Genomic DNA, 16540 nt, shown 5'->3' with positions numbered 1-16540 from the left:
GAATTCTACGAGTCACCCGACGCGGGGCCGGCCGAGGGTGGTGATATAGATAACCGCCTCGTCCGTGGGAATTCCCAGTACCTCGTTCACCCGATCGTCGAAAAATCCGCCGATACCGCTCACTCCCAGGCCGAGATGGATCGCGGCGAGATTGAGGCGCTGTCCGAGATGGCCCGCGTCCATGTGTAAATAACGGTAGGCCCGATCGCCGTATTTAGCCACCGCTTTTTCGAGATCCGCGGTGTGGAAAATGACCGCCGCCGCGTCCCGTCCCAATTCCTGACCCAAACAGAGATAATGTAACTCCTCGCGGAAATTTTTAAAACGGATCTGGCGTAATTCCCGCGCTTTCGGGGCGTAGTAGTAACACCCCTCCTCCAGTCCCGACACGGAAGAAACGGCGATAAACGTTTCTAACCGATCGAGATCGAAATAATCGGGCGCGGGATCGAGATTTTGCGTCGCGTAATCTTCCGGCTGATAGGTAAAGTGTAGGAGGGCGCGCAGTTCGTCGAGACTTAAACCCGCGCCACTGTAAGAACGGGTCGAGCGACGTTTTAGGATGGTACTTTCGAGGTCGATCGACTCCTCGCCCCAATCGATCGGGCGCGAGCTAACGGGAACTTTCAGACAGAAGGGAAAATTATATTTATCTCCTAGGAAGGATGACTCGGGTTCCGCCGGCTCCGCGTCCGGGGGCGACTCGATCCGGGTAGCTTGATGGAGGGATTCTAACAGTTCCCCGTCGGGAATTTCCGGGTAGAGGGTGGTGGTGGGAGAGGGAAGGGCCGTAATGCCGCGGGGGAGGTGTTGCCGGAAATCGAGGAGGTCGGCGAGGGGAATCACCGTCATCACGCTCTCTTTTTCCCCGTCCAGGTACAGGAGTTCGTTCATCGCCCGATCGAGAAAACCGCCGAGCAGATGGGGGCGATAGTCGTTAATCGCGGCCGCTAGTTCGATATTTCCCAATAAATGTCCCGTATCGAGGAAAATACGCCGGTAAGCGCGATCCTCGTACCGCCAGGCCGATCGATAGAAAATCGCCGTCGTCACGAGCGCGAGACGGGTGTTTTCTAGGGGAGTCTGCCAGAAACAAGCCTCTTGCAGTTGATTCCAAACATCGTTCTCCCAGAACAGAAGTAGGGAATGGCTCTGGGGTTGATAATTATAGAGTCCCGGCGGTAAAAGCTCCGTCCCGCGGGAGATCAAGTACATTTCCGCCGGATACAGTCCGCCGGCCGAGGGAGCCGAGCGCAGGTAGAGAGGATCGCCCATCGTCGGGATCTTGGCGGTCAACCCGTAGCTACAACCGAACAGACGGGAGAGCCGCCGCCATACCGCCCCGTCGGAATCGCTCTCCTGTCGGGAGAGATAGGGTTTGAGATCGAAGGTCTGACCGAATTTATATTCTTTGAAGGGAATCGGTTGTTGACTCCAATCGAGAGCCTTATTTTTCGAGGCGATCGTGCGCGGGTCGTATTTAGTACGCTCGTGGTAGTAGCGGGCGATCGATACGGGCTGGTCTGACATGATGGCGCGGGGGAACTATCCGGGGGTTTTTCTTTAACGCTAAGACACTTTACCGGGATTTTACAAGTATCGGGGGATTTTCCCGCCGATCGGTTGCCGTAGTACCGCGCCGGGGGTTTATCCTAGGTTGGGTAACGCTCGATCGAGACCTTCAGAATTCAGAATATGGTTAGATTCCTCCGTCCGATACTATCGATCGCCCTCGGCGCTCTCCTGGCGCTCACCCTATTTCTCTCCCCCGCGGGGGCGATCAGTTACAACAACCGTAACCTCGCCGAGAGCGACTTCTCCGGGCAGGACTTGCGCGACGGTAGTTTCGATCACGCCAACCTGCGCGGTAGTGATTTTCACGGGGCGAACTTGGAAGGGGTACGATTTTTTTCCGCCAATCTAGAGGGGGCGAATTTTCGGGGGGCGAACCTGAGAAACGCCGATCTCGAATCCGCGCGCTTAACCCGCGCCGATTTTACCGACGCGGTGTTAGAAGGAGTCTTCGCCACGAATGTTTTAATTAAAGGCGCGATGATCGACGGGGCCGATTTTACCGACGCGATTATCCGTTCCGACGTGGAGAAATATCTCTGCGATATCGCGACGGGAACCAATCCGGTCACGGGGCGGAACACCCGAGATACTCTATTCTGTCCTTGATCCCTAGCCCCCTCGCCCTAATCCGGTACTTTTCCCGATCGACAAAAGCGCCCGATAGGATAAGCTAGTATTCAATTTTTCCGAAGCCCCTTTACAATAGATAAATCCGTTCGCTCGATCGCCCCCCCCGTTACAGTGAGGAAACTAGATCACCGTGTCCACCAGTGCAATCAGTAATCAAGACCAACAAAAACCGGAAGTTCCCGAGAAAAGCTTCTGGCAAGGCGTTACGAAAGTTGCCGGGGGAACGATCCTCGGCACTCTGATGGTGTCCACGGCCGTCGTGACCGGGGCGATGGTCGGGTTGGCGATCAGCTATCGCAATCTACCCGATGTCCGGATTCTCGGTAGCTACGTTCCCACGGAAACCAGTTACATCTACGACGTGAAGGGGAGATTGCTGACCAGCCTTCACGGGGAAGCGAACCGGGAAGTGGTCGAACTCGATCAGATCTCCCCCCAACTCAAACGCGCGGTCATGGCGATCGAGGACAGCCATTTTTACCAACATCACGGCATCAATCCCACCAGTATCGGTCGGGCGGTAATGGTCAACCTGAAAAGTGGCGGCGTGGCCGAAGGGGCTTCCACGCTAACGATGCAGTTAGTCAAAAACATCTTTCTCTCCCACCAGCGTACCATCACCCGAAAATTAGCCGAGGCCGTCCTCGCCGTTCGAGTAGAACAGGTGTTCGGCAAGAATGATATTCTGGAAATGTACCTCAATAACATCTACTGGGGTCATAACAACTACGGCGCGCAGACCGCCGCCAAAAGCTATTTCAATAAACCCGCGTCTCAATTAGATCTCGCCGAAGCCTCGATGATGGCGGGATTAATTCAGGCCCCCGAAGTCTACAGTCCTTTTAACAATTACAAGGTCGCAAAAGAAAGACAGGCTCTCGTGTTGTCCCGGATGCGCGAACTCGGTTGGATCACCCCCAAAGAGGAAGAGGCCGCCAAGAAAAAAACCCTGAAACTCGGTCAACCCACCGCCTGGCAAGCCAGTAAATTACCCTACGTCACCGACGCGGTATCGGCGGAATTACGGCAGAAATTCGGCAGGGATACCCTGGTTAAAGGGGGAATGCGGATTCAGACCACGATCGATCTCGATTTCCAGAACATGGCCGAGGGAACGATCCAACGCGCCTACAACACCCTCCGCGGTCGCGGACTCTCCACCAAAAATCTACAGGTGTCCCTCGTCGCGGTCGATCCGCGTACCCATTTCGTGAAAGCGCTCGTCGGTGGGGTCAACTACAAAAAAAGCCAACTCAACCGCGCGATTCAATCCCGCCGTCAGCCCGGTTCCGCGTTCAAACCCTTCGTCTACTACACCGCTTTCGCCAGCGGTCGCTTTACCCCGGAAACGATGATCAACGACGCGCCGGTACGCTTCCGGGAGGCCGACGGCTTCTATAGCCCGAAAAACTACGGCGGCGGCTACTCCGGGCCGATGAGTTTGAGGAGCGCGTTAATTCACTCCACCAACATCCCCGCGGTGGTTCTCGGTCGTCGCGTCGGGGTGAATAAGGTGATCGAGGTCTGCCGTACTCTCGGTATCAAAAGTCCCCTGATCGCCGTCACGTCCTTACCGCTCGGTTCGGTGGATGTAACCCCGTTGGAAATGGCGGGAGCCTACGCCACTTTCGCCAGTAACGGCTGGCATTCCGACCCCACCTTCATCATGCGCGTTACGGATAGCCGGGGCAACGTTCTCCTCGACAACACCCCGAAACCGAAACTGGTTCTCGATCCCTGGGCGACGGCTTCCTTAACGCAGGTGCTACAGGGCGTGATCAATAGCGGGACGGCGACAGCGGCCCAAATCGGTCGTCCGGCGGCCGGGAAAACGGGAACCACCGATAACGAGAAAAATGTCTGGTTCGTGGGCTACGTTCCGCAGTTAGCGGCCGCGGTCTGGATCGGCGATGACAATAACCGTACGCTGGGGAAAGGCATCACGGGGGGTCATTTCGCCGCTCCCATCTGGCGCGATTTCATGGCTCAGGCTTTAAAAAACGAAAAGGTAGAGTATTTCCCCGCCCCGTCCAAGTTCCGCAAACCGACGGTGAAATGAAAAACCGTAGTGGATAGACACGGCTAAAGCAGATTCCGGCGATCGACCCCGAAACGCTGTCGGTAAGCTCGCCAGATCTCTTCTAAAGATAGCGGCTCTAGCAGGAGGCAAGCCAACCGGAGCGGTTTGAAAGCCCCGGCGTTCGCTCCCCTCCCCGACGCGTTGAATCCGCGCGAGCGTCATCGGGATGTCTGGCGTTGCTCGAAAATGGTTATCGTGTCAACAATCGATCTCGACCGCTCCGAGAGTCGGGTCATCGAGGAAGAGCGATTCGTCCGGGAACGGACGCGCTCCAGAGGATCGAAAAGACATAAACGGAACACGGCCCGGTAACTCGATTCTACCGACCCGTGCCGAGAAACTCAAATGGTCGCGCCGGTTGGAAATAGTCGCTGACTTCGCCAGAAATGAACTTTCCCTCGACGATCAGGGCCGATCTGTCCGTTAGCGCGAGCTTTTTGACCGGCGCCCCCTCGGAAAAGTTTACTTTTTTCAGGTCGATCGCGAGTAAATAGGGACTGAACGCCGACTCGAAGTAGTAAACTTTGTTCTTTTGATCGGACATGGTTCGCCACTGGGTTGAAGCGATATTCGGCTGTCCGGGGGTTGTGATACCGACCGGAACCGATACATTGCGGATCACGCTCATGGCCGCCGCTAACGCTTCATTCGTGTCATCTGTCTTTTTAACGGCATCCATGTAGAAGGAGGCGCGCACGAATCGATCGGCCGCGCGGTTCGTACCGGGGAGCATCGTCGAGCCGCCAATATTCTCCCAATACGCGTTCAGAGCGAGTTGCTGATCGAAGACCGGTGAATTCGTCATCACTTTATATTCTTTGGCGTGGTGAATGACGAGTTTGCCGTTAACGTACTCGAAAATCGCGGAATCGCCGCTCGGATCGGAAATGGAGAGATGGGCCGTTCCCGCGTGACCGTCGGGGGTTTCAACCGGAACAATGTAGAACGGCTCTTTCCGCAGTGCTTCCACGGCTTCGGCCACGGTAGCGAAGTTGTCAAGCACGTATTGACCCCACGCGGTTATGGACAGGGGTTTACGGCGATCGTTGACGGACGGCTTTCCGTAGTCGGACTCCGCTAGATATAAAACATTGGCCACAAGACCCTTTTCGTTCAGACCGTCGATCGTGGCGATGTCCCAACCGGCGGTCGTGACGCTACCGTATTTCGAGGTCCAGGCGATCGAGCCGGGGCCACCGGCACCGTCCCGCTTCAACCCGCGCGGGTACATCCAGAGGTGCGTTCCTTGCGATCCGATCCAGTCATTAGAACGCGTGGTAACAATCATGCCGTTGGGCCCCACGTACATCGCGCGGGAGCAGGAAAACACCGCTCGGATCGGCGCGAACGCGACGACGAGCGATAACGCGGTTATGGCTAGTTTCCTGCATCTTTGTAGTTTTCTCATCGTATTCGCTCCTTCCTGTATCGGGGGATCGTATCGGCTACCTAACGGTAGGTTATACGGATTTTCCCTGGAGAACCATCCCGCGGGGATATTTTTAAGGATTTCTTCGGTTATATAGCCTCCGACGGCAATAATAGGGGGAAATTATGCCGCGTATCTCGCTACTAGGGGAACTTTCGGCTTTTCTATCGATCGCCCCACACCATCAAACTTTACAATCGATCGATCTTTTCCCGTCGTTATCGGAAAGATTGGATTTCCTTTTGTTAAGGAGATCGAGCCGATCATCGATCGGGCTATCTCTCCTCGGTCGGCTCCAACGCGGTGTTAGACTGTATCCGGGGAACGAGTGACTGATTTTGCCGCATCACTCTAATCAAAAAACGTAGAGCTTCATTTACCGCGTCGGCACTGGGAAACATTTCGGCAACATCTGGCTCTAGACGCACGGTTGTTGTGCCAAAACTTTTTCGCCCCGAACCTAATTTTCTGACTCGCAAGCTCTTCAAGTCATACTCTGCCCGTAAATCGTCTTCCATTTCTGAGTTATCCTTCTTCATAAGCTTCTCGCTCGGTTCGCCTAACTTCTCTCGCGCTAATGAGGCGGACGAAATCTCCTCTTTCGGTATACGATACAATCAACAACCGTCCTCGATTTGACTCCCCAATAATAAGGTATCGCTCCTCATCTTCCGAGTGATCCGGATCGTAGAAATCAACATAGAGAGGATCGTCAAAAACAGTTTTTGCCTCCTCGAATGAGACTTCATGCTTTGAGAGATTGCGCTCCGCTTTGTTTTCATCCCAATCATACCGCATCAAGCTATTGTAGCGCCGCTCACTTCGATCGCGCGTTTTAGTCTGGAAGAGATTTAATAGAACAAAGATCAACACCCTTAGGGTATATTATACGGGCTTACGCCGCTGTAACCGCGAAGCCGCTCGATCGACCCACATCATCAGACTTTACAACCGATCGATCTTTTCCCATCGTTATCGGAAAGATTGGATTTCCTCTTGTTAATGCGATCAATTCGATCGAGTCGATTAATTGTAGCTTGGGATGAGGCACGAAACCCGACACGTATCTCGTTAATTTTATGGGAAGTTGTTGGGTAATATTTGTCAATGCGATCAATAAGATCATCGATCGCGCTAATCTGTTGCTATGGTTTTGTTAGTAACTTCCTTATTGATCGGAGCTCGTCAGCAATTTGATTCATAGCAATCGCAGTAGGGTCAACGCTAATCCCAAATAAGTTGAGACCGATGCTTCGCGCAATCAGTGGATGAATTTCAACGTCCCAAACTGTTGAAGATGTACGTTGAATCTCCAGTCCAGGTGCAGGAGCCTGAACATCAATAACCCCCTGCTCATGATTACTTAGAATAAATTCAAACTCAAAACTTTTACCAGGATTGATGAATGCAACATTAATATTACAACTGTTCTTGTCAATATTCCATTGCACGCCTTTTCCATATTCCCGAAGATTTCTTATAGGTCTTGCATCAATGATATGTGTACTGGCTTGAAAGTAAATAGCAATTGTAATTTTTTCTACTACATCATTCCCGGCACTTCCAAAGCGGAGCTTAACAACACTAAGTGAATCTGGATTGTAATTTCCTACTTGTAGGACTACTGGTAAACCAATATCTTTCGATAATTCACGAGGGATTAAGTCACTTTCAGACATAACAGCCCAAGCAAGAATTTTTCGTTTTCGAGTCAATCGAGGTATTATTATCCCTCCAGAGATAAGACCCAAGATGAACGTTACAATCCATCCAACGATTGGAATATAATCTTTAGGCTCTAGCATAATCTACTGTCTGGATAAATCCTACTATTACATTCTTACTTAAATGTCTATCTCTCAGGGATTATCTTATAGTAACCAATACTGCAAATCGTAACACCTCACCTCCATCAACCATCTAAGCCGCACAACTATAGATTATACGGATTTTGTCCATATAACAACTCGATAGAGGTATTTTTAAGGATTTCTTCCGTATCTCGCCCTCGATCGAGAGAATAGTTAGACGCTTTCCGTATCACACGCCCCCACGGATATTATGCAGACTTATCCGCGGAGCGACACCGGAACCTCGATCGCCTCACACCACCAGACTCTACAAATATTCCGATACAACCTAGAGACAAAAAGCGATAAAATATCGATCGCCGAATTTCCAACCCACCCGATCGAAATCCGCGAGGTTAACCGATGACGATTCCCCCCATTGATGAAAACGCGATCCGAGGAAATGCCACCGATTCCTCCTGGCAACGGGGACAGGAATATTATCGGGAAAAAGCCGTTATCTCGCTGGGGCAACGGGGGGAAAGTCTAGAAGCCCTCGTGCGCGGGAGTGAGTGGAAACCCTATCGCGTGAGGATCGATTTTAGCGACAACGAGATCGATCTCGCCGATTGTAATTGTCCCTACGATTACGGCGGTTGGTGTAAACATATCGTGGCGACATTGTTAGCGGCCTCGCGACAGCCAGAGAGAGTACAGGAAAAAGCATCTTTAAAAGAATTAATAACCCCGTTAAACGAGGAACAAATCCGAGGATTAATCGCGGAACTCGTCGCCGAATCTCCCGAATTAATGGACACGATCGAACGTTACGCCCGTCGTTTCGTTACCCCACCCGCGAAAGCTTCCCCCGCGACAGATGCGACGAAAGTAACGGTAAATCCCGCGTCCTACCGTCAAAAAGTCCGCTATCTTCTCAAAGACGCGGTACGAAACGCGGAAAGCGAGTATTGGGAGGAAGACATCGTACCGTCGGAACTATTCGATCTGATCGAGGAGGCGCTAGAGTATCTCGATCGAGGGGAAGGACATAACGCGCTGGCGATTATCGAGGCGATCGTGACGACCTGTGGCGAGGAATGGGACGAGATCGAGGAATACGGCGGAGACAGCGGGGATATCGGCGCGGAACTCGATGACGCGCTCACGAGAACGATTTTATCTACCGAATTATCCCCCGAAGAAAGGCTGAAGTTACAGGAAAAAATCAACGAATGGCGCGACGAATGGCGACCGGGCTTCGAGATGAGTCTGGAAGCGCTCCGACAGGGATGGGATCATCCTCCTTTGGTTAGAATTTTACAGGGAGAGATTCCCCCGTCGGAAGCGATCGAAGGTTCCCCGCCCTATTTCGCCGAAGAGTTAACCGACATTCGCCTAGAAATTCTCGAAAGTCGCGATTTAGATACGGAATATCTCAACCTCGCCAAAGCGACGGGAAAGGTCATTTCCTATCTGACGAAGTTAATCTATCTCGATCGAATCCCCGAGGCGATGACCGAAGCGGATACGACGATCACCACGGCGGAAGAAGCGTATTTTGTCGCCAAGGCCTTACGGGACGAGGGCGCGCCGGAAAACGCGCTAACACTCGCCCGTCGCGGGTTAACGTTACCCCCGGAAACTTCCGCGGGTCGATTCCGCGAACTGGCCGTGTGGACGAGTGAACTGGCCGAGTCTCTAAACGAGATGGACACGGCACTAGGGGCGAGAATTAAAGCCTTTCAACGCGCTCCCTCGATCGAGGATTACCGGAAATTACAAAACCTCGCCGGAGAGGACTGGGACGATCTCAAACCCGATTTACTGGATTTTTTGCGAGATAGCGACGGTTGGCGGATTTCGGACGAGAAAATCAAGATTTTCCTGCTCGAAGAATTAGTAGAAGACGCGATCGCCACGGTTTCTCGTTATTCCGGGATATCGGGAACCCTCGTCCATCAAGTTCTGGACGCGGCCGCGGGGGTAAATCCGGATTGGGTAATCGACAGAGCGCGTCCCCCCGCGGAAAGCATTATCGACGCGAAAAAAGCCGATCGATACCACGAGGCGATCGGGTGGCTGAAACATGTCCGCGAGGCTTACTATCGATCGGGACGACAGGCCGAGTGGCAAACCTACCGCGAGCGATTACTACAAGAACACGGCAGAAAACCGAAATTCGTGGGCTTATTTAAACCCCTCACCTAAAGCGGGATCGGCGGAAAACACCGTATGGTTAGCCGGTTTTCTAGGAATTAATCTGGAGAGAAAAGCGGTTCGTACCGTTTATCAAACCTTTTTTATAACCTCTGACAGAGGGGATTTTCTGTTCGTATGTTAGCCTTGTTTATGAGGTTTATCGAATGGGAGCGGATTTCTAAAAGCGTCGCGAGCGGGAAATCGTAACCCCATCTCCCTTTCTCGCGGGGATAAAATCGCTTTTTCAGAAAACTTGAAATCCGAAAAGATCGTAAAAAAACAAGCTCCACAAGAATTCTCGCGGCTAATTATTATCGCTTTGGAGGAAAAATCATGGCCCTAATCCGTTGGGAACCCTACCGAGAGATGGAAAATATCCAGAGACAGATGAACCGCCTGTTCGATCGAATGATGCCCTACGGCAACCTCGGGATCGAGGGCGATCGCCCCGAAGGGATGACCGTAATCCCCGCGGCGGAAATTCACGAAACCGAAAACGAGGTGAAGGTAAAAATCGAAGTTCCCGGTATCGAGGCGAAAGATCTCGATGTAAAAGTCGCGGCGGAGGCGGTGTCGATCCGGGGGGAACGGCGATCGGAGGTGAATCGGGAAAACGGGGGGACGAGGGTTTCCGAGTTCCGCTACGGTAGTTTCCAACGCGTCATCCCCCTTCCGGCCCGCGTTCAAAACGATCGAGTTCGGGCGGACTTTCAAAACGGGGTGCTGTGTTTAACCCTCCCGAAAGCCGAGGACGAGAAACATCGGGTGGTAACGCTGAATTTACAGGGGCAAAATTCACCGGGGCGATCGCTCCCGGAACCATCCCCCAACCGATCCGAAGTCCCTTGATCGAACTTTTCACCCTTGAAATCGGGAGGGAATTCCCGATCGATTCCCGCGAATTCTTCAGGAGAAATCTAACCAATGCCTAGTATTTTCGACACACTGATCGATGATGGTCGGTTCGTGACCCTAGTCGCGGCGATCGAGCGGGCGAGTCTGATGCAAGGGTTAATGGAACCCGGTGACATCACGATTTTCGCGCCGACAGACGAGGCTTTTTCTAAACTGCCCTCGGGAATGATGGATACCCTGCTCGATAATCCTCCCGAATTAACCGAGCTTTTAACCTATCACATCATCGCCGAGCGCGTCCCGTCCGATCGTATCTCCGGCTCGAATTCCCTGACGACCGTGGAGGGTTCGACCCTCGACGCGGATACCGCGAACGGTGTCCGAATCAATAACGCCAACGTGATCGCGGCGGACATACAAGCCGAAAACGGTATCATCCACGCGATCGATACCGTTCTCATGCCGCGCTCGCTCGATCGAATGTTAGTTGCCCGATAACCGAAAACCGTTCTCATCCATCGTGGCGAGGAGAAAACGATGCGCGCGACCGAATCCCGACCAACCTCGGACGCGCCCCGATTCCCACGCGATCGCGTCGTTCCGATCGCCGGCGCGAGTCGCGGCATCGGCGCGGCCACCGCTAAACTCCTCGGACAACACGGGGCCGCGGTCGGTGTGAACTATCACGCCAGCGAGGAGGCGGCCGGGGAGGTGGTGCGGTCGATCGTGGACGGGGGCGGTCGCCGTCCGGGCCGACGCGCGCGACCCGCGACAGGTCGGGGAAATGGTACGGCAAGTGACCGATACCTTCGGGGCGATCGATACCCTAGTCCTTAACGCGCCGGGGTTAACCCTAACCGATGCCACGGCCCGCTTACCGCGAGAGTATAAAGACGCGTCGGCCGGAGCGATCCCCCCGCGACGGAACGGACTGCCGGAGGATATCGCCGGGGCGATCCGATTACTCGCTTCCGACGAGGCGAAATATATTACCGGGACGTACCTGCCCGTTAGCGGTGGCGCGCGGATGCTTTGAAGAAGAATTCAGGAGTCAGCGTTCACCGAGTCAGGAGGAGGAAAAAGGTATTTCGTATTTTTTGCCGGTCAATTATTCCTTTTTCTGTTTTTAGCGACTAAGATCGAGCTACTTTTAGCGAGAAACACCGATAGAATTTTATTCGTGTAAGAACTCCTTGAACGCCCTCCGCCACAAACTCTCCTTTCCCGCTTTCGAGTCGAGAAACTACCGATTGTTTTTTCTCGGTCAGGGGCTTTCGCTCGTCGGTAACTGGATCACGATGGTGGCGATCGTCTGGTTGGTCTATCACCTGACCCGATCGCCCGTGCTGTTAGGTACGGTGGGTTTCGCCAGTCAGTTTCCCAATCTCGTCCTCGTTCCCTTCGGCGGTGTCTTGAGCGATCGCTGGAACCGTCGGCGTACCCTGCTCGTGACCCAGTTTCTCTCCCTGCTCCAATCGTTCGCGCTGGCGATCCTGACCCTCACGGGGACGATTCACATCGCGCCTATCATCGCGTTAAGTTTATTGCAAGGCATCGTCAACGCGATCGATTCCCCGACCCGACAGGCTTTCGTACCGGAGATCGTCGGCAGACCGGAGAATCTGACCAACGCGATCGCCCTCAATTCCTCGATGTTTAACGGCGCGCGACTGCTCGGCCCGGCGATCGGCGGGGTACTGCTCGCGAGCGTGGGGGCGGGATATTGTTTTCTACTCGACGGGATCAGTTATTTCGCGGTTCTGCTCGCGTTGCTGGCGATGCGCCTTCCACCGAGGGAGCGAACCACCCCCCGATCGCCGTTGAGTCTACCCACCATCGCGCGCCATTTACGGGAGGGATTCGACTACGCTTTCGGATTCGCCCCCGTGCGATCGCTCCTGATCATGGTCGCGGTCGTCAGCTTTCTCGGCGTTAATTTCGTCGTTATCCTGCCGATTTTCGCGAGCGAGATCCTGCGCGGGAACGCCGGTACTCTGGGGTTAATGATGGCCGCGTCGGGCGTGGGTTCGCTGATCGCCGCCCTCTGGCTCAGTTTACGGAAAGGGATTCAGGGATTGGGACGGCTGGCGGCGATCGCCCCGATCGTCTACGGGGTGGGCGCGATCGCTTTCGCGCTCAGTCGATCGCTCCCCCTTTCGGTATTTCTGCTCGCGGCGCTCGGCTTCGGCTCGCTATTGCAATCGGCCTCGGCGAACACCATCATTCAAACCCTCGTCCCCGACGAAATGCGCGGGCGGGTGATGAGTATTTATATCATGTCGTTTCTCGGCACGATCTCGCTGGGAAACCTGTTTCAGGGGACTTTGGTTAGCTTCATCGGCGCGCCCGCGACCGTCACCGTTAACGGGATCGTCTGCGTGGCGATCGCGACTCTCTACGCCCGTCAATTGCCGAAACTACGACAGATGGTATGGAAGGCCCATCCGGAACTAGCGCCCCGCGGTCATACAACGGAATTCGGCGATCGGGAACCGGAAGCTAGAAATAAATAATGGCTAGTAACGGTGCCGGTAGAGTTCGGACGGGCTTGGAAAACCACCCCTACGGCTTCTGTCCCGACCGGCGATTAGACCTCCCGCGCAAATCAAAAATCTCTTGTGGGGACAGGAGGCGGGAGTCAGGAGGAGAAAGGAGAAGTAAAAACGGATCGATCGAGTGGAAAACCGATAAAAACGAAACCGGGCTTGTATCGGGCCCGGTTTTTCTAATCGTTGAAGAGAGGATTAACGGATGTACTCTTTCAGAATACTGTTGCGATTGGGGTGGCGAAGTTTACGGAGCGCTTTCGCCTCGATCTGACGGATACGCTCGCGGGTGACGTTGAAGATCTGACCGATTTCTTCGAGCGTCTTCATCCGTCCATCGTCTAAACCGTAGCGCAAACGCAGGACATCGCGCTCGCGGGGGCTGAGGGTATCGAGTACGTTTTCGAGATCCTCGCGTAATAAATTTTTAGAGACCTCATCTTCGGGCGTTTCACCGTCCGCCTCGATGAAGTCTCCTAAACGGGAATCCTCTTCTTTCCCGATCGGCGTTTCCAGAGAGATGGGTAATTGCGCCGATTTCGCGATAAATCGCAGTTTCTCGATGGTCATCTCCATCTTGGTCGCGATCTCTTCCTCCGTCGGTTTGCGGCGCATTTCCTGGGAGAGCAGTTTCGTGGTTTTCTTGATCCGGGAGATCGTCTCGTAGAGATGGACGGGAAGGCGGATCGTGCGGGATTGATCGGCGATCGCTCTCGTGATCGCCTGACGTATCCACCAGGTCGCGTAGGTGGAGAATTTATAGCCTTTCTCGTGATCGAATTTCTCCGCCGCGCGGATCAGGCCGAGAGATCCCTCTTGAATGAGATCCTGAAAAGAAAGACCGCGGTTCATGTATTTTTTGGCGATCGAGACCACGAGACGCAGGTTCGACTGTACCATCTTTTCCTTAGCCCGGCGCCCGTGATACAAGCGTCGCTTGAAAGCGGACAGGTATTCGTGAGTTTTCCCCTGCCACTCTTGCAGTATGGGGGCGGTAACGTCCGCTTTCCCTAGATTAGATTTAATTTCCGATAATTTCGGCTCTTTGTCCGTCTTCTCGCTCAGAATCGCCTCGATTCTCTCGAATAGGAAAACTTGTTTCGCCCATTCCGCGTCCACGAAAGTCCGGAATTCCTCGCGTATCCTTTCTAGCTTGAGCAAATCGGCGATTTTCCGGGCGAGTTCGATCTCTTCTTCCGCTCTCAAAAGACGGATACGCCCGATCTCTTGCAGGTAAATCCGGATCGAATCTTCGGTGTAGGGTTTTTTTCGTCCGGCATCGCGGCGACGGGCGCTGGCGAGACGGCGGGTTTTCTTACCATCCCCGCCATCGCTCGCTTCTTCTAGCTCTATTTCGAGGTCGTCCTCGTCGAAGTCTTCGTCTAGGTCGATTAAATCCAACTGATCCAATTGAGGCTCGGTAAGGGATAGTACGTCGTTGGCCTGCGTCATGCCGTTTTCCTCTTGCTCCTTCTGTGCAAAACTAGAAGATAGAAACTATATCGATAAGATACTGAACGGATTCTCGTCTCGAAGCCGAGACGGGGGAAGACTTTTCCGATTGTAGCTTTAATTACAACAAATGGGAGAAGATTTTTGATTCAATTTTCTAGTGTCGATGCGTTTTCGGCGATACGAGACGCGATTTTGTCCGGATCGATTCATAACAGATAACTCCTTTCGCACTCGAATGACAGTGAACGAAATAGAACGATAGATGCCCCTAGCATATCGATTTTTTTCGATTTTGAACCGGTCGCCGGGAAAATGCCCGTCGCGAGAGTCTTTGAGATCGTCCTACCGGCCCGATCGGATCTCCCGGTCGTCCGCCCCCTAGCTCCTGTCAAAATCATTCGCCATTGTAATGAATTTCCCGCGATTCGTGTAGGGACTCCCCACCACCGATCGAAACTTTCCCGGAACCTTTCTCCGGGTACGTTTGTTTTAGTCACTAGGACAGCCCTATAGTATTAAACTTAGCAACGATCGACGGATTCGCGAGAAAAATTTAAGAATCTCGATCGGGCGCGTCGGGAATCTTCTAAACCCGCTTGACGATCGAGGGGATTTGTAGGGGCATTTGGAGCGGTCGCGGGGCTACTACCTGCTCCGCTTGTTGAAAGTTATCGAGCAGGGCCGATCGCACCTCCGGGTCGCTCTCGCGCGCGAGGAGGTAGCGGAAAAATTCTAAAATCTGTTCGCGACGGGCAGAGGATAGGTCGAGCGCGCTCAGGGAACGGATCGCGATCAATCGATCGAGCGGATCGGGAGCGGTTAGATTTTTCAACCAGCGTTCGATTTTCTCTTCCTCCTGGCGCTCGTTGCCGGCGAGAAAATGTCCGCCTAACAGGATCAGCGTCCCCAGTGTACCGAGTCCCTGGGCGATCGAGCCGATCGCCAGCCAGCGATTTTCCGCGTGGGTCCAGATCGTGGCGGCGAGGTAGGTTCCCAGCGCGCCGAAGGAGCCGCTACCGACGGCGATCGCCAATTTTAAACGCGTTCCCGATAACAACCCGCGCACCGAGCGCGATAGCGCGCGCCAGTCTTTTTCCTGAAGGTGGTACACCCCGAGCATCAGGCCGACTCCGGCCCCGGTCGCGAGAACCAGCCGCCAATTCCACGTCCAAAGGAGGATGACACCCGTACAGGCACTCGATCGCGCGAGTAACTGACGGGTCTTTTTCGTGGCGAGCCAGGAGAGGATTTCCCGAACGAGCGCGGGGGAAAGTTCGGGAAGCGAGAGGCCGGGTAACGGTTGCCGTCGGGGGTGAACGGAAGACACGGGAAATATTCGCTAGGGTTCGCGGATCAATAATATCTCGTTATCGCCCGGCGCGGGCGATCGGCCGGGAAAAACGCGCCGAAAGTTAACCCATCAGGATAACGGTATCGATAACGTGGATCACGCCGTTGTCCGCCTCGATATCGCCCGCGACGACGGTGGCGTTTTTCACCTCGAATCCGTCGCTACAATCGATCGGGATGGGAGAGCCTTCGAGAGAGGTAACAACTCCCAGCTTGGCGAGATCTTCTTTCATATATTTCCCCGAAACGACGTGAAAGGTGAGGATTCGGGTTAATTGGGGTATATTCTGTACCAGTGTGGTAATGGTACCGGGGGGGAGTTTGGCGAAGGCTTCATCGGTGGGGGCGAAAACGGTGAAAGGGCCGGGACTTTTGAGCGCGTCCACGAGATTCGCGGCCTGGACGGCGGTAACGAGGGTTTTAAAGTTATCGGCACTCACCGCGATATCGACAATATCTGGCATTCGCTTTCCTCTATGTTGGGTTCGATCGACTACAGAAAATTTTAAGGCTTTCGCGCCCTGAGCGAAACCGGCCCTCTCGCGGAATTGAAGGAGTCAGGAGTCAGGAGTCAGGAGCCAGGAGATGGGGGAGATGGAGGAGATGGGAAAGTAATAGAGATCATGAATGT

The 16540-nt window shown here is 53.8% G+C and carries 16 protein-coding genes; 8 read left to right on the top strand and 8 right to left on the bottom strand.

Features of this window, described 5'->3' with window-relative positions:
- Window positions 1-12: 12 nt before the first annotated feature.
- Entirely contained in the window at window positions 13-1530 is a 1518-nt protein-coding gene (locus tag V0288_RS08765) for a SagB/ThcOx family dehydrogenase (protein ID WP_332864700.1), read from the bottom strand.
- 165 nt (window positions 1531-1695) lie between these two features.
- Here V0288_RS08765 and V0288_RS08760 point away from each other — a divergent pair, with 165 nt between their 5' ends.
- Both V0288_RS08760 and V0288_RS08755 read left to right on the top strand, forming a co-directional pair.
- Window positions 1696-2181: a pentapeptide repeat-containing protein gene (locus tag V0288_RS08760; protein ID WP_332864699.1), complete on the top strand. Its 486-nt coding sequence runs from the start codon at window positions 1696-1698 to the stop codon at window positions 2179-2181.
- A gap of 154 nt (window positions 2182-2335) precedes the next feature.
- Entirely contained in the window at window positions 2336-4264 is a 1929-nt protein-coding gene (locus V0288_RS08755) for a transglycosylase domain-containing protein (protein WP_422661936.1), read from the top strand.
- 340 nt (window positions 4265-4604) lie between these two features.
- Here V0288_RS08755 and V0288_RS08750 read toward each other — a convergent pair whose 3' ends face one another.
- The 4 genes from V0288_RS08750 to V0288_RS08735 all read right to left on the bottom strand — a co-directional run bounded on the left by V0288_RS08750 (window position 4605) and on the right by V0288_RS08735 (window position 7519).
- A complete protein-coding gene (locus V0288_RS08750) occupies window positions 4605-5693 on the bottom strand; it encodes a linear amide C-N hydrolase (RefSeq protein ID WP_332864698.1) in 1089 nt (362 codons plus the stop codon).
- A 296-nt stretch (window positions 5694-5989) separates the two neighbouring features.
- Window positions 5990-6253: a hypothetical protein gene (locus V0288_RS08745; RefSeq protein ID WP_332864697.1), complete on the bottom strand. Its 264-nt coding sequence runs from the start codon at window positions 6251-6253 to the stop codon at window positions 5990-5992.
- Window positions 6240-6512 (bottom strand): BrnT family toxin, encoded by a 273-nt coding sequence (locus tag V0288_RS08740; RefSeq protein WP_332864696.1) that lies wholly within the window; start codon window positions 6510-6512, stop codon window positions 6240-6242. The genes V0288_RS08745 and V0288_RS08740 overlap by 14 nt, the downstream gene beginning before the upstream one ends.
- A gap of 347 nt (window positions 6513-6859) precedes the next feature.
- A complete protein-coding gene (locus tag V0288_RS08735; RefSeq protein ID WP_332864695.1) occupies window positions 6860-7519 on the bottom strand; it encodes a hypothetical protein in 660 nt (219 codons plus the stop codon).
- Between the two features lie 408 nt (window positions 7520-7927).
- Here V0288_RS08735 and V0288_RS08730 point away from each other — a divergent pair, with 408 nt between their 5' ends.
- From V0288_RS08730 to V0288_RS08705, 6 genes are all read left to right on the top strand, one after another.
- Entirely contained in the window at window positions 7928-9712 is a 1785-nt protein-coding gene (locus V0288_RS08730) for an SWIM zinc finger family protein (protein WP_332864694.1), read from the top strand.
- 324 nt (window positions 9713-10036) lie between these two features.
- The gene (locus tag V0288_RS08725) at window positions 10037-10552 is read left to right on the top strand and encodes an Hsp20/alpha crystallin family protein (RefSeq protein WP_332864693.1); all 516 of its coding nucleotides are present in this window, start codon (window positions 10037-10039) and stop codon (window positions 10550-10552) included.
- A 75-nt stretch (window positions 10553-10627) separates the two neighbouring features.
- On the top strand, window positions 10628-11056 hold the full coding sequence (locus V0288_RS08720) for a fasciclin domain-containing protein (RefSeq protein ID WP_332864692.1): 429 nt from the start codon (window positions 10628-10630) through the stop codon (window positions 11054-11056).
- A 39-nt stretch (window positions 11057-11095) separates the two neighbouring features.
- Complete coding sequence (locus V0288_RS08715; protein ID WP_332864691.1) at window positions 11096-11395, top strand: hypothetical protein; 300 nt, start codon at window positions 11096-11098, stop codon at window positions 11393-11395.
- Window positions 11355-11594, top strand: a complete 240-nt coding sequence (locus tag V0288_RS08710; RefSeq protein WP_332864690.1) for an SDR family oxidoreductase — start codon at window positions 11355-11357, stop codon at window positions 11592-11594. Before V0288_RS08715 ends, V0288_RS08710 begins: the two co-directional genes overlap by 41 nt.
- A gap of 157 nt (window positions 11595-11751) precedes the next feature.
- Window positions 11752-13071 (top strand): MFS transporter, encoded by a 1320-nt coding sequence (locus tag V0288_RS08705; RefSeq protein ID WP_332864689.1) that lies wholly within the window; start codon window positions 11752-11754, stop codon window positions 13069-13071.
- Window positions 13072-13302: 231 nt separating this feature from the next.
- On the opposite strand, the gene rpoD is transcribed toward V0288_RS08705, so the two are convergent.
- From rpoD to V0288_RS08690, 3 genes are all read right to left on the bottom strand, one after another.
- Entirely contained in the window at window positions 13303-14556 is a 1254-nt protein-coding gene (gene rpoD / locus V0288_RS08700) for an RNA polymerase sigma factor RpoD (RefSeq protein WP_422661935.1), read from the bottom strand.
- Window positions 14557-15145: 589 nt separating this feature from the next.
- A complete protein-coding gene (locus V0288_RS08695) occupies window positions 15146-15886 on the bottom strand; it encodes a hypothetical protein (RefSeq protein ID WP_332864688.1) in 741 nt (246 codons plus the stop codon).
- 85 nt (window positions 15887-15971) lie between these two features.
- Complete coding sequence (locus tag V0288_RS08690; RefSeq protein ID WP_332864687.1) at window positions 15972-16373, bottom strand: fasciclin domain-containing protein; 402 nt, start codon at window positions 16371-16373, stop codon at window positions 15972-15974.
- Window positions 16374-16540: the final 167 nt, after the last annotated feature.

Origin of the sequence: Pannus brasiliensis CCIBt3594, from assembly GCF_036688125.1 — a bacterium.
Taxonomy (GTDB): Bacteria; Cyanobacteriota; Cyanobacteriia; order Cyanobacteriales; family Microcystaceae; genus Pannus; species Pannus brasiliensis.
The sequence above is the reverse complement of the archived record's forward strand: the minus strand, read 5'-3'. Positions and strand labels throughout refer to the sequence as shown.